Raw genomic sequence first — 19,259 nt, forward strand, 5'->3', positions numbered from 1 at the left:
GCGCCGGAATGAAATACAGATCACTCAGATGTATCAGAAATCGTCTCTGTCTTTCATACCCGGCGCTTAAACTGCCCTGCATCAATGCCATGTTGCTTCATTTTCCGCCACAGCGTAGTGCGGCCGATTCCAAGTAAAGCCGACATTTCCTGAATGCGACCGCCTGTGACCTGGGCTGCGTTAATAATTGCCTCTTTTTCAACTTCCGCAAATGACAGACTGGTGGAAAGGCGAGTGGCGCTGACATCATCTGTCGCCTGCTCGGTAAACAGATGTTCAGGCAAATCACTGACGCGAATGCGCCCGTTATCACTACTCAGAGCAAGATTCTCGATGACGCTGTAAAGTTCAAAATCGTTGCCTGGCCATGCACAAGAAACCAGGCGAGCGAGGGCATCGTCATCAATTTTCAGACGCGTAGAGAAGCGTTTTTCAAGACTGCGTAATTTGTTATTCACCAGCGCCGGAATGCTGCCACGCCGCATACGCAGAGGCGGGATGGTAATTTCAAATGCATGCAGCGCGTAATACAGCTGGCGACTAAAGCGATTTTGTTCCACCAGCATTGCCAGGTCCGCGGTCGTTGTGGCAATCACTTTGACATCAATTGGTATTAAACGCCGCGCATCCAGTCGCGTGATAACACCCTGCTTGATAACCTGAAGCAAAGCAGACTGTAACTCCACCGCCAGATATTCAATCTTTTCAAGAAACAGCGTGCCGCCGTGCGCCAGTTCCAGTCGACTCAGACGACCATTTTCATTGTCCGTGCGATCGCCGCCAATAAATTCTTCCGCCAGCGCCGCATCACCATATAACTCACAATTGACGGCGATATAAGGCCCCGCTGCACGCTCACTTTCATTATGAATTGCCTGACTTAGCAGTGCCTTGCCTACGCCCTCTTCGCCACAAAGCAAAACAGGAAAGCTACTACGCGCCGCCTGGCGGCCAAAATGAATCAAGCGGCGAGTTTGCGGATCGTCCTGTGGCATATGAGCGAAGGTATGGCTGACTTTTCCCAATTGACTGGTCATCAACTGCCGCATCTGTTCCACGGGATGGAGCAACAAAATAAAGCTGGTTCCCTGCGTTTCTATTATCGGTTTAAGGGTTATCACCGCATCAATAAACTGGTGCTGACTTTCAAAGGTTGCTTCTACGTGTTTGAGCGGATGTGCCTGTTTTATTGCTTGTTGCAATACAGCGGGTAACGTTAAGAGTTCAGTGATCGCCCTTCCCTGACTTGCCGTCGCGTCAAGGCGCAAGACTCGCGCCGCCTGGGCATTGATAAATTGCAAATTACCCTGCTCGTCCCAGCTAATCACGCCATCATCCATACTTTCTAACAGGGCATTAAGTTGATTTAAATGACGGTTAGTTTCAGCGAGCAAACTGTCCGTCAGCAGTAAATTTCCGACCTCGCGTGCGATTGCCAACGTCAACGGCAAATCAGCTGCGGTAGTTTGCTCAACCGGACACGCCAGCGCTATTGTTCCCGTCAATCGGCCCTTGCTGTCAAACAACGGTGTTGCACAAAAGGCCCAGTTCCAGAGTGCCTGTTTGAAATGTTGATCGGCCATCGTTTTCACTGCCTGACCAGAAATAGCCGCTAACGATAGCGCACAGGTACCAATAATTCCCTCTGCGCAATACGTGCCGTCATTGAATCCCAGGACACTAAGCTGGTGCAGCGTTTGTGGATCACCAAAACGACTAAGGATGCAGGCGGTTTCATCAAGGATGAACAGTCCGCACGCCCGCGATTCCATATATTCCCAGGCATCTTCCAGCGCAGCCTGCCCGAGCGTCAGCATCGCTTTCTTACGCCGATAGATAGAAGCAAATGTCACGCCCTGGGCCTGGTGCGGTACGCGCCATGTCTCCCGTTTCATCAGTTTATTGCATCGCTCCCAGGAGGCTGCAATTAAGGGAGATATGCCCCGTTCATCGTTGTTAAAAGCGCCACTCATATCCCGCATCCTTTGTGACAAAAGGTGTTCCGGCTCGCAATTTTTAGTATTAAAACGCGTAAAAGTTTCAATATGGAACATTCATTAAAACATATGTTTCACCATGAAACATAATTTGGGCTAATTTTCTTTTCCCTTACCTGATGCACAATGGATTTATCGGCAGTCAGTGGTCGCCGTGTCGTTGAACATCATCCATGCCCTACCGTAATTGCTGGAGCAAGATAATGAAAAAATTGATCAATGATGTGCAAGACGTTCTGGACGAACAACTGGCGGGTCTGGCGAAAGCACATTCATCGCTGACACTGCATCAGGATCCGGTGTATGTCACCCGAGCTGATGCCCCCGTTGCAGGAAAAGTCGCCCTGCTGTCGGGCGGCGGCAGCGGACACGAACCGATGCACTGCGGTTATATCGGTCAGGGGATGCTTTCGGGGGCCTGTCCGGGCGAAATATTCACCTCACCGACGCCCGATAAAATTTTTGAATGCGCCATGCAAGTTGATGGCGGCGAAGGTGTACTGCTGATTATCAAAAATTACACCGGCGATATTCTTAACTTTGAAACAGCAACAGAATTACTGCACGATAGCGGCGTAAAAGTGACCACCGTGGTCATTGATGACGACGTTGCAGTAAAAGACAGTCTTTATACCGCTGGGCGGCGCGGCGTTGCCAACACCGTATTAATCGAAAAACTCGTAGGCGCAGCGGCAGAACGTGGCGACTCGCTGGAGGCTTGTGCACAACTGGGGCGTAAGTTGAACAATCAGGGCCATTCTATTGGTATCGCCCTCAATGCCTGTACCGTTCCTGCCGCGGGAAAACCTTCTTTTACCCTGGCAGATAATGAGATGGAGTTTGGCGTCGGCATTCATGGTGAGCCGGGTATTGACCGCCGCCCCTTCTCCTCCCTTGACCAAACAGTTGATCAAATGTTCGACACCCTGCTGGAAAATGGCACATACCACCGCACGCTCCGCTTCTGGGATTATCGACAAGGTAGCTGGCAGGAAGAGACGCAAACTAAACAACCGCTTCAGTCTGGCGATCGAGTAATTGCACTCGTCAACAATCTTGGTGCAACTCCGCTTTCTGAACTGTATGGCGTCTATAACCGCCTGGCCACGCGTTGCCAGCAAGCGGGCTTGACTATCGAGCGCAATTTAATCGGCGCGTATTGTACCTCACTGGACATGACCGGTTTTTCCATCACCTTACTGAAAGTTGATGACGAAACGCTGGCGTTATGGGACGCCCCGGTCCACACCCCGGCGCTTAACTGGGGTAAATAAGGAGATAACCATGTCACTGAGCAGAACTCAAATTGTTAACTGGCTCACTCGCTGTGGAGAAATTTTCAGCAAAGAGAGCGAGTATCTTACCGGACTGGATCGCGAAATTGGCGACGCTGACCACGGGCTAAATATGAACCGTGGCTTTAGCAAGGTGGTAGAAAAACTCCCTGCTATCGCAGATAAAGATATCGGTTTCATTCTCAAGAATACCGGCATGACGCTGCTTTCCAGCGTCGGTGGTGCCAGTGGTCCGCTGTTCGGTACTTTCTTTATCCGCGCCGCACAGGCGACACAGGCACGGCAAAGCCTGACGCTGGAAGAACTGTATCAGATGTTCCGCGATGGTGTAGACGGCGTAATCAGTCGCGGGAAAGCCGAACCTGGCGATAAAACTATGTGTGATGTCTGGGTGCCGGTGGTGGAATCGTTACGTCAGTCCAGCGAGCAAAATCTCTCTGTTCCGGTGGCGCTCGAAGCCGCCAGTAGCGTCGCTGAATCCTCTGCACAAAGTACGATTACGATGCAAGCCCGCAAAGGCCGCGCCAGTTATCTCGGTGAACGCAGTATTGGTCACCAGGATCCCGGCGCGACCTCCGTGATGTTTATGATGCAAATGCTGGCGTTAGCCGCAAAAGAGTAAGGAAATGGTGATGGTAAACCTGGTCATAGTTTCACATAGCGCCCGACTGGGAGAAGGTGTCGGTGAATTAGCCCGTCAGATGTTAATGAGTGATAGCTGTAAAATCGCCATTGCCGCGGGAATTGACGATCCCCAAAATCCCATTGGTACCGATGCCGTCAAAGTGATGGAGGCCATCGAGTCCGTTGCCGATGCCGACCATGTGCTGGTGATGATGGATATGGGTAGCGCATTATTGAGTGCTGAAACTGCGCTGGAATTGCTAGCTCCCGAGATCGCCGCAAAAGTACGTTTGTGTGCGGCACCGTTAGTCGAAGGTACACTGGCAGCAACGGTCAGCGCGGCCTCGGGGGCGGATATCGACAAAGTGATCTTTGACGCCATGCATGCGCTGGAAGCCAAACGTGAACAACTGGGTTTACCGTCCTCCGACGCTGAAATCTCTGACACATGTCCTCCGTACGATGAAGAAGCCCGTTCTCTGGCCGTGGTCATTAAAAACCGTAACGGCCTTCATGTACGTCCGGCCTCCCGGCTGGTTTATACCTTATCGACATTTAATGCCGATATGTTGCTGGAGAAAAACGGCAAATGCGTCACACCGGAGAGTATTAACCAGATCGCGCTACTACAAGTCCGCTATAACGATACGCTGCGCCTGATTGCGAAAGGGCCAGAAGCTGAAGAGGCGCTGGTTGCTTTCCGTCAGCTGGCTGAAGATAACTTTGGTGAAACGGACGAAGTTGCTCCGCCTACTCAGCGGCCCATTCCGCCTGTTTCGGGTAAAGCCTTTTATTATCAACCAGTTTTATGTACGGTACAGGCAAAATCAACTCTGACCGTGGAAGAAGAACAAGAACGATTACGCCAGGCAATTGACTTCACGTTATTAGATCTGATGACGTTAACAGCGAAAGCAGAAGCGAGCGGGCTTGACGATATTGCCGCAATCTTTTCTGGTCACCATACACTGTTAGATGATCCAGAACTGCTGGCGGCGGCAAACGAATTTCTTCAGCATGAGCATTGCACAGCAGAATATGCCTGGCAGCACGTTCTTAAAGAACTAAGCCAGCAATACCAACAACTGGATGATGAATATTTACAGGCTCGCTATATCGATGTGGACGATCTTCTACATCGCACCCTAATCCACCTGACGCAAACGAAAGAAGAACTCCCGCAATTTAACTCGCCAACCATTTTACTGGCGGAGAACATTTATCCGTCCACGGTTCTGCAACTGGATCCGGCGGTTGTAAAAGGGATCTGCCTTAGCGCCGGAAGTCCGGTATCCCACAGCGCCCTAATCGCCCACGAACTGGGGATTGGCTGGATTTGCCAGCAGGGTGAGAAACTGTATGCGATACAACCTGAAGAAACGTTAACGCTGGACGTTAAAACGCAACGTTTCAGCCATCAGGGATAAACCACCGTTCGGATGGCATCGTTCTGATGCCATCCGGCAATTTACTCTGCTCTGATATTTTTTAACTACCTGTTATATTTTTTACCAAATCATGATGATTTTTTCTGCGCTAATCGCAAACCAAACGTCGCTGGCTGGCTAATAAACAGACTTTATTTAATTACTCTATTTCACCCTTATTTATCCCTTTAATCTCCTTTTCCAAAATGCCTGACAGTTCGCAGAATGAGATTTCGATCATGCAGTTAGTGCGATCCTGAACTAAGGTTTTCTGATACTTGAATACCGTTTTGTTCGGTTTCGCCCAAGGAGAATGATTGATGAAAGCCACCGCCCCTCCTCGCCCGCAAAAAATAGCGTTAATTCCCGCCTGCGTTTTGTTGTGTTTCGCTGCGCTAGCGGTGCAGGCAGAAGAAACGCCAGTAACGCCACAGCCGCCTGATATTTTGTTAGGGCCGCTGTTTAACGATGTGCAAAACGCCAAACTTTTTCCGGACCAAAAGACCTTTGCTGATGCCGTGCCGAACAGCGATCCGCTAATGATCCTTGCAGATTATCGAATGCAGCAAAACCAGAGCGGCTTTGATCTGCGCCATTTCGTTAACGTCAATTTCACTCTGCCGAAAGAGGGAGAGAAATATGTTCCGCCAGAAGGGCAGTCGCTGCGCGAACATATTGACGGACTTTGGCCGGTATTAACGCGTTCTACCGAAAACACCGAAAAATGGGATTCTCTGTTACCGCTGCCGGAACCTTATGTCGTGCCGGGCGGACGTTTTCGCGAGGTATATTACTGGGACAGCTACTTCACCATGTTAGGACTTGCCGAAAGCGGTCACTGGGATAAAGTTGCGGATATGGTGGCCAATTTTGCTCATGAAATAGACACTTACGGTCATATTCCCAACGGCAACCGCAGTTACTATTTAAGCCGCTCGCAACCGCCCTTCTTTGCCCTGATGGTAGAGTTACTGGCGCAGCATGAAGGCGATGCCGCGTTGAAGCAATACCTGCCGCAAATGCAAAAAGAATATGCTTACTGGATGGACGGTGTTGAAAACCTGCAAGCCGGACAACAGGAAAAACGCGTTGTAAAACTTCAGGATGGTACCCTTCTCAACCGCTACTGGGACGATCGCGATACGCCACGACCAGAGTCATGGGTGGAAGATATTGCCACCGCCAAAAGCAATCCGAATCGACCTGCCACTGAAATTTACCGCGACCTGCGCTCTGCCGCTGCGTCTGGCTGGGATTTCAGCTCGCGCTGGATGGACAATCCGCAGCAGTTAAATACCTTACGCACCACCAGCATCGTACCGGTCGATCTGAACAGCCTGATGTTTAAAATGGAAAAAATCCTCGCCCGCGCCAGCAAAGCTGCCGGAGATAACGCGATGGCAAACCAGTACGAAACGCTGGCGAATGCCCGTCAAAAAGGGATCGAAAAATATCTGTGGAACGATCAACAAGGCTGGTATGCCGATTACGACCTGAAAAGTCATAAAGTGCGCAATCAGTTAACCGCGGCCGCCCTGTTCCCGCTGTACGTCAATGCGGCAGCGAAAGATCGCGCCAGCAAAATGGCGACGGCGACGAAAACACATCTGCTGCAACCCGGCGGCCTGAACACCACGTCGGTGAAAAGTGGGCAACAATGGGATGCGCCAAATGGCTGGGCACCGTTGCAGTGGGTCGCGACAGAGGGATTACAAAACTACGGGCAAAAAGAGGTAGCGATGGACATTAGCTGGCACTTCCTGACCAATGTTCAGCACACCTATGACCGGGAGAAAAAGCTGGTGGAAAAATATGATGTCAGCACCACCGGAACGGGGGGCGGCGGTGGCGAATATCCATTACAGGATGGCTTTGGCTGGACCAATGGCGTGACGCTGAAAATGCTGGATTTGATCTGCCCGAAAGAGCAACCGTGTGACAATGTTCCGGCGACGCGTCCGACCGTTAAGTCAACAACGGCGCAACCCTCAACCAAAGAGGCACAACCCACACCTTAACCAGCGCTTACTCCGACAACGTCATTCGACTTCTCCGGATGGCGTTGTCGGCAGATAACACCATATCTATGGATTTTGCTACACAGACGGTTTTTCAAGTCCTGGCGGGAAGTATTGCGCAAATGTTTGCCATACGTGGTTGCCGAAGATAGCGTCATTTCTACGGGTAAGCATTTCACTATCATCACCCGGCGATTTACGCCGACGTTGGCTATATAAAGCATCAATTGCTACCTGAATATTGTTACGGTGTTCGCTCATCAACGTTTTTTTGCTTTCTGGAGTTAAATTAATGATCACATAATCCAGGCACTCCAGAGAATTTAGCAACCAAAAAAAGAATTCAGACCATTCCTCCTCGCTTAACTGAAGCATTGCCAAACGGGTATTTGGGCTTAATCTGCCTGAAGGATTGATCAATTCTAAATGTTCAATAAGTGCAGCCAGAGCCGCCTCACTATCCGCCCCCCTTTTTAACGCCTGACTGGCTACTGTCTAAAATATTTATTTTCTGAATCACACCAAAAACAACGAAACAATAATAAAAAAATATTCTGTTGTTGTTACCGGGAACCGACTTTATCGGACATCTAAGTGCTATATTGATTTTTTTCACCCGTAAAGCAGGTGTCGAATATACGTTCTGATGTGAAAGCGGATAGCGGCATCTGTATCGCTATCCGCCTTATGAAAATCTTATTCTCTTCGCAGGAGGCGGAATACGCCCAGCACCAGGATAGCGCCCACTACCGCCACCAGGAAGCTGTGCAGATTAAAACCACTGATGGAGCCGCCAATGCCAAACATGGTCGCCAGCCAGCCGCCGACCACCGCACCGATTATCCCGAGAATACAGGTCAGGAAAAATCCACCACCATCACGCCCCGGCATGATTAGCTTGGCGATAATGCCGGCTATCAGGCCAAAAATAATCCAGGCAATAATTCCCATGTTCAGGCCCTCGTTTCGATGAATCGGACGCAAGAAATGCTTACGTCAACGCTCTAAGTATAGGCAAGGGCGGGATCGATGCTGGGCGTTTGTCGGCTGATTTAAGAACAACATGTAAAAAATATTCACGCATTTGTATTAAGTTTTGTTAACTGTGACCGATAAACCAAAGACAGTTTGTCAGTCAGGAGTTTTTCCGCGTGAGTCATTACCATGAGCAGTTCCTGAAACAAAATCCGTTAGCCGTCCTGGGCGTGTTACGCGATTTGCACAAAGCCGCAATTCCTTTGCGTATCAGTTGGAATGGCGGGCAGCTGATCAGCAAAATACTGGCAATAACCCCGGATAAACTGGTGCTGGATTTCGGCAGTCAAGCCGAAGATAACAACGCTGTGTTAAAGGCGCAGCACATTACCATTACCGCCGAAACCCAGGGCGCGAAAGTCGAATTTACTGTTGAACAACTACAGCAGAGTGAATACTTGCAGCTTCCGGCATTTATTACCGTACCGCCTCCCACCTTGTGGTTTGTACAACGACGCCGATATTTCCGCATCTCCGCCCCACTCCATCCGCCTTATTTTTGCCAGACCAAACTGGCGGATAACAGTACGTTACGTTTCCGCCTGTATGATTTGTCGTTAGGCGGCATGGGCGCATTACTGGAAACGGCAAAGCCTGCCGGATTGCACGAAGGCATGCGCTTCGCTCAGATTGAAGTCAACATGGGGCAATGGGGTGTTTTTCACTTTGACGCCCAGTTAATCTCAATCAGCAAGCGCAAAGTGATTGATGGCAAGAATGAAACCATCACCACTCCCCGTCTGAGCTTCCGTTTTCTTAACGTCAGCCCGACGGTGGAGCGGCAATTACAGCGGATTATTTTCTCTCTCGAGCGGGAAGCCCGGGAGAAAGCGGCCAAAGTGCGCGACTGATTTACATCGCGTCCAGTGCCTGCTCAAGTTTGTAGATATAGCGCGGAGCCTGCGGCGCAGGATGATTTCGCGCTACGTGATCGAGGAACTCGTCAGCATCCAGATCGTTGATTTTGCTGATCGCCTTTTTCCGATCTGACGAGAAAGTCCGTAGCAGCGCACCTGCCCCGTTAGCGTATGACACCACCAGCGCATATTGCAGTACCTTCGGATCTTCAATGCCTGCCAGCGGGCCGGTTTCCAGAATATTCAGGTAAGCCGCGCCCATTGAAATATTACGTTCTGGATTTTTCAGCTCGCTGGTCGTCGGCTCACCGCTCCAGCCCATACGGCGATAAACATCACGTCCGGAGGTTGAAGCTTTTAACTGCATCAAACCAATGGCATTCGATTTACTCACCGCGTTCGGATTACCACCCGATTCGATAGCGATAATCGCCGTGATCAATTGTGGATCGACGCCCCAGGCTGCACCGGCTTTCTGGCTTATTGGCATCCACTGCATCGCACGTTGCACCGGAACTTTCGCGTTCCACGGCGGGTTCGTGTAGTCATGCTTTGATGAACAACCCGCTAATAACACAATCAAAAAGGCAAACCATCTTAATTTCACTTCTTCTATCCTTATAGCCTGGAATCGCCGTTGAGGTGACAACGGCACACCTAAGCGGCATGATATACATTTCGTTTCTGTTGTCAGCAAGGAATTGCCATGTCTCTGTTTCACTTAATTGCCCCATCGGGTTACTGCATAAAACAACACGATGCGCTGCGTGGTATCCAGCGCCTTACCGACGCGGGGCATCAGGTCAATAACGTCGAGGTTATTGCCCGTCGTTGTGAGCGTTTTGCGGGTACGGAAACGGAGCGTCTGGAAGATCTCAATTCCCTTGCCAGACTGACTACCCCCAACACTATCGTGCTGGCTGTACGCGGTGGTTACGGTGCCAGTCGTTTACTGGCGGATATTGACTGGCAGGCACTGGTGGCTCGCCAACAACATGACCCGTTGCTCATTTGCGGACATAGCGATTTTACCGCCATTCAGTGCGGTCTTCTGGCGCAAGGCAATGTCATCACTTTTAGCGGCCCCATGCTGGTAGCAAACTTTGGCGCGGATGAACTAAACGCCTTTACCGAGCACCATTTCTGGCTGGCGTTACGCAATGAAACCTTCACCATTGAATGGCAAGGGGAAGGCCCGACATGTCAGACCGAAGGCACGTTATGGGGAGGCAATCTCGCGATGCTGATTTCACTGATTGGTACACCGTGGATGCCGCAAATCGAAAACGGTATTCTGGTGCTGGAAGATATTAACGAGCATCCTTTCCGCGTCGAACGTATGCTGTTGCAGCTCTATCATGCTGGAATTTTGCCACGTCAGAAGGCGATTATTCTCGGTAGCTTTAGCGGGAGCACGCCCAATGATTATGACGCAGGTTACAACCTGGAGTCAGTGTACGCGTTTTTGCGTTCCCGCCTGTCGATTCCACTCATTACCGGCCTCGATTTTGGTCATGAACAACGTACGGTTACGCTGCCGTTGGGCGCACATGCCATTCTTAATAACACCCAGGAAGGCACTCAGTTGACGATTAGCGGTCATCCTGTTCTTAAAATGTAAAAAAATCACGCTTCAGGGCTAAGTAAAACGCTGTCTCTGCCGCTAATATGGTAGGGTTTATATAAGAGACAGCGTAATCAGGAGTAACCGACCGTTGGATGCCACAACAATAATTAGCCTTTTCATCTTAGGATCCATCCTTGTCACCAGCAGTATTTTACTTAGTTCATTTTCTTCCCGTCTTGGCATTCCTATTCTGGTTATTTTCCTAGCGATCGGCATGCTGGCGGGAGTCGATGGCGTCGGCGGTATCCCGTTTGATAATTACCCCTTCGCCTACATGGTAAGTAACCTGGCGCTGGCGATTATTTTGCTCGACGGCGGGATGCGCACTCAGGCCAGCTCCTTTCGCGTCGCGCTAGGACCGGCGCTGTCACTGGCGACGCTGGGCGTGCTTATCACCTCTGGTTTAACCGGCATGATGGCGGCGTGGCTGTTTAATCTTGATTTGATCGAAGGTTTATTAATCGGCGCTATCGTCGGCTCCACCGATGCTGCGGCGGTCTTTTCTTTACTGGGTGGTAAGGGGCTTAATGAACGTGTTGGCTCGACGCTGGAGATAGAGTCCGGCAGTAATGACCCAATGGCGGTCTTTCTGACGATTACCCTGATTGCGATGATCCAGCAGCATGAAAGCAGTGTCAGCTGGATGTTCGTGGTCGATATTCTGCAGCAATTTGGCCTCGGGATTGTCATCGGTCTTGGCGGTGGTTATTTACTGCTGCAAATGATTAATCGCATCGCCCTGCCCGCAGGTTTATATCCACTGCTGGCATTAAGCGGCGGTATTTTAATTTTTGCTTTAACCACGGCGCTGGAAGGCAGCGGTATTCTGGCTGTTTATCTGTGCGGTTTTCTGCTGGGTAATCGGCCAATTCGCAACCGCTACGGCATTCTGCAAAATTTCGACGGCCTCGCCTGGCTGGCACAAATTGCCATGTTCCTGGTGCTGGGGCTGTTGGTTAACCCAAGCGATCTACTGCCTATTGCCATTCCGGCGCTCATTTTGTCCGCATGGATGATTTTCTTCGCTCGTCCTCTTTCGGTATTTGCCGGATTGCTACCGTTCCGCGGTTTTAATCTACGTGAGCGCGTGTTTATCAGTTGGGTGGGATTACGCGGCGCGGTGCCAATCATCCTGGCCGTTTTCCCGATGATGGCAGGGCTGGAGAATGCGCGACTGTTCTTTAATGTCGCCTTCTTTGTGGTTCTGGTTTCACTGCTATTGCAGGGAACATCACTCTCGTGGGCGGCGAAAAAGGCCAAAGTGGTGGTTCCGCCCGTCGGACGTCCGGTGTCGCGCGTTGGCCTGGATATTCACCCGGAAAATCCGTGGGAGCAGTTTGTTTATCAGTTGAGTGCCGATAAATGGTGTGTAGGTGCGGCACTGCGCGATCTACATATGCCAAAAGAGACACGTATTGCGGCACTGTTTCGTGATAATCAATTGCTTCATCCCACCGGCAGCACCCGACTACGCGAAGGTGATGTGTTGTGTGTAATTGGTCGGGAACGCGATCTCCCGGCACTCGGTAAACTGTTTAGCCAGTCGCCGCCGGTCGCGTTGGATCAACGCTTCTTTGGTGACTTCATTCTCGAAGCCAGTGCCAAATATGCTGATGTGGCGCTGATATATGGCCTGGAAGATGGGCGAGAATATCGCGATAAGCAGCAAACGCTGGGTGAAATTGTCCAGCAGTTGTTAGGCGCGGCACCGGTTGTCGGTGACCAGGTAGAGTTTGCCGGGATGATCTGGACGGTGGCCGAGAAAGAAGATAATGAAGTGTTGAAGATTGGCGTACGGGTGGCTGAAGAGGAAGCTGAATCTTAAATTTAATGCAGCATCTATCCCCGGATGCGATGCTTTGCACAACGCAGCCTGAGCCTGCATATAAACTTGTCATTTCCTGATTTTGATATGCTCATACCAACATCAGAAGAAGGTTAAATTATGGATGACAAACCATTGCAGGCTCTGGCTAATAAATTCAAAACACCGGCTCAAGAAAGTCAGCGTAAGGGCTTCTTCTGACTGCAACAGGTGAAGAATAACCAGCCCCGCATTACCGGTATACCCGTCAACCATCAGGGGCCCCTGCCTGACATCGCCCGAACATATTCCCCCACGCAACCTGCAGCCCACAGAATACGCGTTTCAGGCTGCCCTGTATCTGCAGTGGCGTTTCATCCGCCTGTAGCACCGGATGCATGAGCGATTTCTTATAGTTATTACTTTGCTTAATAACGATTATTTCCGGGTCGTTCGCTTTCGTATTTTCACTAATACGTCAGAGCTGCCTGGGCCGTAATAAAACTGATTCAGGTCTGTTACGCATGTACCAGACCCGACACGGCATTTCTGACCAGGGAAAAAGTCAACGATGAGTCGTTATATCAGCGCAAATGACGTCCTGTGGCACCTTTGCGGTGACCACATTCACGTCTCCGGCGCTGCCAGAGGATATTTATTTCAAGGATACGTAGCATTATGGCCAGCATTAAAGACATACGCCTATTCGCCCCATCTTCCTATAACACAGGCGTACACCCGTCAGGGCGGCGCTTACTGACGGTGGAATTCAAGAATCATCTTTTGCGGAACATGCAGTATCTCGGCCCGCAAAAATTTCGCTGGGGTGATGCCCCCCAGAGGATCATTGACCTCAGTAACGCGGACAAAGTGAAAATACAGATGGAAAACAATATTACCATCACGTTGGAGGCCCCTCCGGATCCGCAATATAACGAGTTCAGGTTGGTCGCCGAATGGTGCACATGGGCTATACAGCAAGATGGTCTGCAAGAAAACCTGCAAGAAACTCTGAAAGAAACCCAGCAAGAAATCCTGCAAAAAAAAGTGCCAGAAATATCACAAGAAGACGTGAAAGAAATCCTGAAAAATATCCTGGAAGAAAACCTGCCAGCAATCCGAACTGAAAACCGGGCAGAGGCATTGCGCAGAATGAAGGAATGTCTCATAAATAGACAAATTATGCTCAATCTTAGCGATCTTGGATTGACCTCACTCCCTGAAAATTTGCCTCCACTTCTGATGAAATTTTACTGCAATAATAACGTGTTGTCCGCGTTACCGAAGATGTTGCCGAAGGAACTGAGGGTGCTTGAGTGTATGGATAACGTTTTGATCTTGTTACCAAAGGTGCAGCCCCCGAAACTGATGATACTGAAGTGCTGTGAAAACTATATTATCTGGCTACCTGAGCTGTCGACTAACCTGAGAGTGATTAACTGTTCTGAAAACTTCTTGCAATTTTTACCGCCGTCGATGCCCCAGTACCTGTATAAACTATCCTGTGCCGGCAACAATATTAACTCAATACCTGATGAGATGCTGGAGAACTTGACTCGCCTGAAAGTATTTGACTGTTCTAGTAACGATTTGATCTCTGCACCACGGCTGCCGCCCAAGCTAATAATATACTACTGTGGTCACAACCAGTTTAAAACGATATCGGTGCCGCAGCCCCATAGCCTGAAGTTGTTTGACTGTAACAGTAACCCTTGGGACAAAGACAATTTACCGACGCTGCTCAAAGCCGTCGAGGGCCTGAAAAACCAGGAGGGCCTGGTGGACCTTTTAGACTTTTTGCGCAAGGAAGGCCAGTTTGACCTGGAGGGACTCGAGGAGCTGGAGGACCTGGAGGACCTGATGGCTCTGGAGCACCTGGAGGATCCGGTACTCCTGGAGCGCGTGAAGGTACAGGAGGACCTGGAGCTCCTGGATCAGCAGTTGGGCCTGTTGAGTCTGGAAAGACAACAGGACTCGCAGCCTGTTAATCAACATTCTGAACATGAACCCGAATCTGCATTAAGGGTAAAGCGTGATTTATCTGAAGTCGAGTTCGAGTCAACAATGAAGCGTAAGCGTTTTATGTAGAACGCCTGTGCGGTGAGCTCAGGTTCCGGGGAAATAGTGTCCATCATTTTAATGGGCACTATCATGGAAAATGGCTCTGTCACATTAACAGCGAAAGTTGCTGACCAGCCGGATGGATGATTTTTTTGCAACCAGAAGACACTGCCTCCGATCCGGCTTACAACAAGTTACACCGTCACAACCGGGACCCGTAACGCCAGCGCGCACATCAACTCATAACCCACGGTTCCGGCAGCGGCGGCAACATCATCAATTTTGATCTCCTTGCCCCACAGCTCAACCGGTGTACCAATACCCGCCTGCGGGCAAGGCGTTAAATCGACCGCCAGCATATCCATCGAGACTGTCCCCACCGTCATGGTACGCACGCCGTCGACTAAAACAGGTGTACCGGTAGGCGCGTGGCGCGGATAACCGTCGGCGTATCCTGCGGCAACAATGCCGATTCGTTGCTCATCGCGCGCAGTATAGCGACCGCCATAGCCCACACGCTCACCCGCTTTTAGCGTCTGGACACCAATAATCTCACTGCTTAGCGTCATTACCGGACGTAATCCGGTATTGGCGATATCGCACCACTGACCCGACGGCGAAGCACCATACAAAATAATGCCAGGCCGAACCCAGTCAAAATGCGCTTCCGGATGCCACAGAGTCGCCGCCGAATTGGACAATGAACGCCGACATTCCAGCCCTTCCGCCGCCTGCTCAATACGCGCCATTGCGCCGGCAATCCCATCAGGATGCTCCGCCTCGGCAAAATGCGACATCAGAGTCATTTCGCCAACATTCGCCATCGCCCGCAGCTGCTGCCAGACGGTAAGCACACGATCGGGCTGGAAGCCCAACCGATTCATCCCACTGTTCACTTTAAGATAAATATCCAACGGCGCTTTTAGCCGCGCATTTTGCAGTGCTTTGAGCTGCCAGTTGCTGTGGACGCAGGTGGTCAGGCGGTACTGGTCATAAATCTCCAGATCCTGTGCATGGAAAAAACCCTCCAGCATCAGGATCGGTCCTTTCCAGCCGCGCTCACGTAACGTTATTGCCTCTTCCAGATTAAGTAATGCAAAGCCATCGGTGGCCCCTAGCGCGCTCCAGATACGCTCAATACCGTGCCCGTAAGCATTCGCTTTTACCACCGACCAGACACGCGCGTGCGGCGCGGCCTGCCGGACAATGGAAAGATTCTGTTTTAATGCCTGCAGATCGAGGCTGGCCTGTATCGGACGGGTCATCTCGTTTCCTTAGCTGTGCGCGCCATGTAAATGGCCCGGGCGTGATGGCGTAAATCCACGGCTGTAGCGTGCTACGCTTAAATCCTCATACGGGATCGCTGGCGTACGGCCAGAGAGCAGATCGCTTAACAACTGACCGGAACCGCAAGCCATCGTCCAGCCGAGCGTACCGTGACCGGTATTCAGCCACAGATTTTTAAAGCGTGTACGCCCCACAACCGGCGTGCCGTCTGGCGTCATCGGGCGCAGACCCGTCCAGAATGTGGCCTGCTCGACATGACCGCCGCGTGGATAGAGATCGCGAACCACCATTTCCAGCGTTTCACGACGTGGCTGCAACAGCTCGGTGTTAAAGCCAACAATTTCCGCCATTCCACCAACGCGAATGCGGTTATCGAAACGAGTAATGGCGATTTTATAGGTTTCATCAAGAATGGTGGACACCGGCGCGCCATCTTCTTGCGCAATCGGAATGGTCAGCGAGTAGCCTTTCAGCGGATAGACCGGAATATCAACAATGCCTTTAAGCATCGCCGTCGAGTAAGAACCAAACGCCATCACATACGCATCGGCCTTAATCACTTCATCACCACACTTCACGCCATAGATCTGCTCGCCGTCGCAAAGCAGTTGGTCAACAGGCGTATTAAAGCGGAATTTAACCCCCGCCTGCTCTGCCATCCGCGCCAGATTCTGGGTAAACAGCTGGCAGTCTCCGGTTTCGTCATTGGGTAACTGCAGGCCGCCCGTCAGTTTGTGCGCCACTTCCGCCAACGCAGGTTCCACTTCCGCCAGGCGGCTGGATTCCAGCAGTTGATACGGTACGCCTGCATCCTCCAGCACGGCGATATCGCGAGTGGCGTTTTCATATTGTTGTTCTGTACGGAACAGTTGCAGCGTCCCGCCCTGCCGCCCTTCATACTGAATATGAGTTTCGGCGCGCAATGCTTTCAGGCAATCACGGCTGTATTCCGCCAGACGCACCATCCGCCCTTTGTTTTCCATGTAGTGGCTGGTGTCACAGTTACGTAACATTTGCCACATCCATTTCAACTGGAACTGCGTACCGTCGAGACGAACCGCCAGCGGCGCATGGCGCTGGAACATCCATTTAATCGCTTTTAAAGGTACACCTGGCGCTGCCCACGGCGCAGCATAGCCGGGAGAAATTTGCCCGGCATTCGCTGCACTGGTTTCCAGGGCGGCCCCTGGCTCCCGATCAATGACGGTGACCTCATGTCCTGCCTGATTTAAGTACCAGGCGCTGGCAACGCCTACCACACCACTTCCCAGTATGACAACTCGCATAGCCACTCCGATAACGGTAGATACAGTAAAAGAATAATAATCTAATTACATCTTGATAACTCAGTTGAAAATATTATTCAACATACGGCTTTTTTATGGTGAGCTGGCTCACATCTCCCTGACTCTGCAGCAATATGGCATCTTTAGTATCTCCTGCTGAACACCCTTTTTAACCAGCATAAAATTCCGCTCATAAGCGAATTACTGGCACTCTGATAATAAGAAATCGCAAAGAAAAAAATTCTTCGGCGACGCGGTTTTTAACAGGTGTTCTATGCTTGAAATGAGGTGTTCCACACAGAGAGCACCGACAACAATGAGGTGCGCGTATGGCGACGATCGATTCTATGAATAAGGACACCACACGTTTGAGCGATGGACCCGACTGGACGTTTGACCTGCTGGATGTTTATCTGGCAGAGATAGACCGGGTAGCGAAACTCTATCGGCTGGATACCTACCCGCACCAGATTGAAGTGATCACCTCAGAACAGATGATGGATGCCTACTCCAGCGTCGGCATGCCAATTAACTATCCACACTGGTCATTCGGTAAAAAGTTTATCGAGACTGAACGGCTGTATAAGCACGGTCAGCAAGGACTGGCCTATGAAATCGTCATTAACTCTAACCCGTGTATCGCTTACCTGATGGAAGAGAACACTATCACCATGCAGGCACTTGTGATGGCCCACGCCTGCTATGGGCATAACTCTTTCTTCAAAAACAATTACTTATTCCGTAGCTGGACCGACGCCAGTTCGATTGTCGATTATCTGATTTTTGCCCGTAAATATATTACCGAGTGCGAAGAACGTTATGGCGTTGATGAAGTAGAACGGCTTCTTGACTCCTGTCATGCGCTAATGAACTACGGCGTGGACCGCTACAAACGCCCGCAAAAAATCTCGTTGCAAGAAGAGAAAGCCCGGCAGAAAAGTCGCGAAGAATATCTGCAAAGTCAGGTTAATATGCTCTGGCGTACCCTGCCGAAGCGCGAGGAAGAGAAAACGGTTGCTGAAGCGCGCCGCTATCCGTCCGAGCCACAAGAAAACCTGCTCTATTTTATGGAGAAAAATGCACCCCTGCTGGAATCATGGCAGCGTGAAATTCTGCGTATTGTGCGTAAGGTGAGCCAGTATTTTTATCCGCAAAAACAGACTCAGGTAATGAACGAAGGCTGGGCGACCTTCTGGCACTACACCATCCTTAATCATCTGTATGATGAAGGGAAAGTGACGGAACGTTTTATGCTGGAGTTTTTGCACAGCCACACCAATGTGGTTTTCCAGCCGCCCTATAACAGCCCGTGGTACAGCGGAATAAACCCGTATGCGCTTGGTTTCGCCATGTTCCAGGATATTAAACGGATTTGTCAGTCGCCGACGGAAGAAGACAAATACTGGTTCCCGGATATCGCCGGTTCTGACTGGCTGGAAACATTGCATTTTGCGATGCGTGATTTCAAAGATGAGAGTTTTATCAGCCAGTTCCTGTCACCGAAAGTGATGCGTGATTTCCGCTTCTTCACCGTGCTGGATGACGATCGGCATAATTATCTGGAGATTTCCGCTATTCATAATGAAGAAGGTTATCGGGAGATCCGTAACCGGTTATCGTCGCAATATAATTTAAGTAATCTGGAGCCGAATATTCAGATCTGGAACGTGGATTTGCGCGGCGACCGTTCGCTGACGCTGCGTTACATTCCACATAATCGCGCACCGCTGGATCGGGGGCGCAAAGAAGTGCTGAAGCATGTGCATCGCCTGTGGGGATTTGATGTGATGCTGGAACAGCAAAACGAAGACGGCAGCGTCGAGTTGCTGGAACGCTGCCCGCCGAGAATGGGAAATCTGTAAAAACAATAAATATCCTCCGGCATAGCCGGAGGTTTTTCAAATGCGCCTGTAAGGCTCTGTTACCAGCCGCGCCCTAACA

At 50.6% G+C, this 19,259-nt stretch carries 15 protein-coding genes and 2 pseudogenes; 9 read left to right on the forward strand and 8 right to left on the reverse strand.

Features of this window, described 5'->3' with window-relative positions; genetic code table 11:
- Positions 1-53 precede the first annotated feature (53 nt).
- Positions 54-1,973 carry a dihydroxyacetone kinase operon transcriptional regulator DhaR gene (gene dhaR / locus FQ015_RS06930; RefSeq protein ID WP_039021479.1) on the reverse strand — a complete coding sequence of 640 codons (1,920 nt, stop codon included), beginning with the start codon at positions 1,971-1,973 and terminating at the stop codon, positions 54-56.
- A 227-nt stretch (positions 1,974-2,200) separates the two neighbouring features.
- Between dhaR and dhaK the strand changes: the two genes are divergently transcribed.
- The 4 genes from dhaK (at position 2,201) to treA (ending at position 7,361) form a co-directional block, all read left to right on the forward strand.
- Positions 2,201-3,271 (forward strand): dihydroxyacetone kinase subunit DhaK, encoded by a 1,071-nt coding sequence (gene dhaK, locus FQ015_RS06935; protein WP_039021480.1) that lies wholly within the window; start codon positions 2,201-2,203, stop codon positions 3,269-3,271.
- 10 nt (positions 3,272-3,281) lie between these two features.
- A complete protein-coding gene (gene dhaL, locus FQ015_RS06940; protein ID WP_039021481.1) occupies positions 3,282-3,914 on the forward strand; it encodes a dihydroxyacetone kinase subunit DhaL in 633 nt (210 codons plus the stop codon).
- A 10-nt stretch (positions 3,915-3,924) separates the two neighbouring features.
- Positions 3,925-5,343: a dihydroxyacetone kinase phosphoryl donor subunit DhaM gene (gene dhaM / locus FQ015_RS06945; RefSeq protein WP_160523881.1), complete on the forward strand. Its 1,419-nt coding sequence runs from the start codon at positions 3,925-3,927 to the stop codon at positions 5,341-5,343.
- A gap of 320 nt (positions 5,344-5,663) precedes the next feature.
- A complete protein-coding gene (gene treA, locus FQ015_RS06950) occupies positions 5,664-7,361 on the forward strand; it encodes an alpha,alpha-trehalase (RefSeq protein WP_160523882.1) in 1,698 nt (565 codons plus the stop codon).
- 78 nt (positions 7,362-7,439) lie between these two features.
- Here the strand turns inward: treA and ycgY are convergent.
- Both ycgY and FQ015_RS06960 read right to left on the reverse strand, forming a co-directional pair.
- Positions 7,440-7,881: pseudogene (gene ycgY, locus FQ015_RS06955) on the reverse strand (protein YcgY).
- Between the two features lie 176 nt (positions 7,882-8,057).
- Positions 8,058-8,312 (reverse strand): GlsB/YeaQ/YmgE family stress response membrane protein, encoded by a 255-nt coding sequence (locus FQ015_RS06960; protein ID WP_001353273.1) that lies wholly within the window; start codon positions 8,310-8,312, stop codon positions 8,058-8,060.
- Between the two features lie 200 nt (positions 8,313-8,512).
- Here FQ015_RS06960 and ycgR point away from each other — a divergent pair, with 200 nt between their 5' ends.
- Positions 8,513-9,247, forward strand: coding sequence for a flagellar brake protein YcgR (gene ycgR, locus FQ015_RS06965; RefSeq protein WP_160523883.1), 735 nt, complete (start codon positions 8,513-8,515; stop codon positions 9,245-9,247).
- A 1-nt stretch (position 9,248) separates the two neighbouring features.
- On the opposite strand, the gene emtA is transcribed toward ycgR, so the two are convergent.
- Positions 9,249-9,860 (reverse strand): membrane-bound lytic murein transglycosylase EmtA, encoded by a 612-nt coding sequence (emtA, locus tag FQ015_RS06970; RefSeq protein WP_001295616.1) that lies wholly within the window; start codon positions 9,858-9,860, stop codon positions 9,249-9,251.
- Between the two features lie 99 nt (positions 9,861-9,959).
- Between emtA and ldcA the strand changes: the two genes are divergently transcribed.
- Both ldcA and FQ015_RS06980 read left to right on the forward strand, forming a co-directional pair.
- Positions 9,960-10,874, forward strand: coding sequence for a muramoyltetrapeptide carboxypeptidase (gene ldcA, locus FQ015_RS06975; RefSeq protein WP_103253920.1), 915 nt, complete (start codon positions 9,960-9,962; stop codon positions 10,872-10,874).
- A 94-nt stretch (positions 10,875-10,968) separates the two neighbouring features.
- Positions 10,969-12,639 (forward strand): annotated as a pseudogene (locus FQ015_RS06980) (potassium/proton antiporter); the annotation flags it as partial.
- On the opposite strand, the gene FQ015_RS24700 reads toward FQ015_RS06980, so the two are convergent.
- A complete protein-coding gene (locus FQ015_RS24700; protein WP_420106936.1) occupies positions 12,577-12,765 on the reverse strand; it encodes a hypothetical protein in 189 nt (62 codons plus the stop codon). The pseudogene FQ015_RS06980 and the gene FQ015_RS24700 overlap by 63 nt on opposite strands.
- Before the next feature lie 42 nt (positions 12,766-12,807).
- Positions 12,808-12,960, reverse strand: coding sequence for a hypothetical protein (locus FQ015_RS23955; protein ID WP_105278678.1), 153 nt, complete (start codon positions 12,958-12,960; stop codon positions 12,808-12,810).
- A gap of 402 nt (positions 12,961-13,362) precedes the next feature.
- Between FQ015_RS23955 and FQ015_RS06985 the strand changes: the two genes are divergently transcribed.
- Positions 13,363-14,772 (forward strand): hypothetical protein, encoded by a 1,410-nt coding sequence (locus FQ015_RS06985; RefSeq protein ID WP_105271266.1) that lies wholly within the window; start codon positions 13,363-13,365, stop codon positions 14,770-14,772.
- A 167-nt stretch (positions 14,773-14,939) separates the two neighbouring features.
- On the opposite strand, the gene dadX is transcribed toward FQ015_RS06985, so the two are convergent.
- Positions 14,940-16,010, reverse strand: coding sequence for a catabolic alanine racemase DadX (gene dadX, locus FQ015_RS06990; protein ID WP_160523884.1), 1,071 nt, complete (start codon positions 16,008-16,010; stop codon positions 14,940-14,942).
- Between the two features lie 9 nt (positions 16,011-16,019).
- Positions 16,020-17,318 (reverse strand): D-amino acid dehydrogenase, encoded by a 1,299-nt coding sequence (gene dadA, locus FQ015_RS06995; RefSeq protein ID WP_160523885.1) that lies wholly within the window; start codon positions 17,316-17,318, stop codon positions 16,020-16,022.
- A gap of 329 nt (positions 17,319-17,647) precedes the next feature.
- Between dadA and FQ015_RS07000 the strand changes: the two genes are divergently transcribed.
- Positions 17,648-19,180 (forward strand): SpoVR family protein, encoded by a 1,533-nt coding sequence (locus tag FQ015_RS07000; RefSeq protein WP_000190855.1) that lies wholly within the window; start codon positions 17,648-17,650, stop codon positions 19,178-19,180.
- Positions 19,181-19,259: the final 79 nt, after the last annotated feature.

Source organism: Escherichia sp. HH26CH (assembly GCF_009820205.1).
GTDB lineage: Bacteria > Pseudomonadota > Gammaproteobacteria > Enterobacterales > Enterobacteriaceae > Escherichia > Escherichia coli_F.

Coding starts and splice junctions, on each gene's coding strand:
- treA (WP_160523882.1), top strand. CDS start 5,664: ATGAAAGCCACCGCCCCTCCTCGCCCGCAAAAAATAGCGTTAATTCCC.
- FQ015_RS06985 (WP_105271266.1), top strand. CDS start 13,363: ATGGCCAGCATTAAAGACATACGCCTATTCGCCCCATCTTCCTATAAC.
- ldcA (WP_103253920.1), top strand. CDS start 9,960: ATGTCTCTGTTTCACTTAATTGCCCCATCGGGTTACTGCATAAAACAA.
- dhaM (WP_160523881.1), top strand. CDS start 3,925: ATGGTAAACCTGGTCATAGTTTCACATAGCGCCCGACTGGGAGAAGGT.
- FQ015_RS24700 (WP_420106936.1), bottom strand. CDS start 12,765: ATGCAGGCTCAGGCTGCGTTGTGCAAAGCATCGCATCCGGGGATAGAT.
- dadX (WP_160523884.1), bottom strand. CDS start 16,010: ATGACCCGTCCGATACAGGCCAGCCTCGATCTGCAGGCATTAAAACAG.
- dhaL (WP_039021481.1), top strand. CDS start 3,282: ATGTCACTGAGCAGAACTCAAATTGTTAACTGGCTCACTCGCTGTGGA.
- FQ015_RS06960 (WP_001353273.1), bottom strand. CDS start 8,312: ATGGGAATTATTGCCTGGATTATTTTTGGCCTGATAGCCGGCATTATC.
- dadA (WP_160523885.1), bottom strand. CDS start 17,318: ATGCGAGTTGTCATACTGGGAAGTGGTGTGGTAGGCGTTGCCAGCGCC.
- FQ015_RS23955 (WP_105278678.1), bottom strand. CDS start 12,960: ATGGTTGACGGGTATACCGGTAATGCGGGGCTGGTTATTCTTCACCTG.
- dhaK (WP_039021480.1), top strand. CDS start 2,201: ATGAAAAAATTGATCAATGATGTGCAAGACGTTCTGGACGAACAACTG.
- dhaR (WP_039021479.1), bottom strand. CDS start 1,973: ATGAGTGGCGCTTTTAACAACGATGAACGGGGCATATCTCCCTTAATT.
- FQ015_RS07000 (WP_000190855.1), top strand. CDS start 17,648: ATGGCGACGATCGATTCTATGAATAAGGACACCACACGTTTGAGCGAT.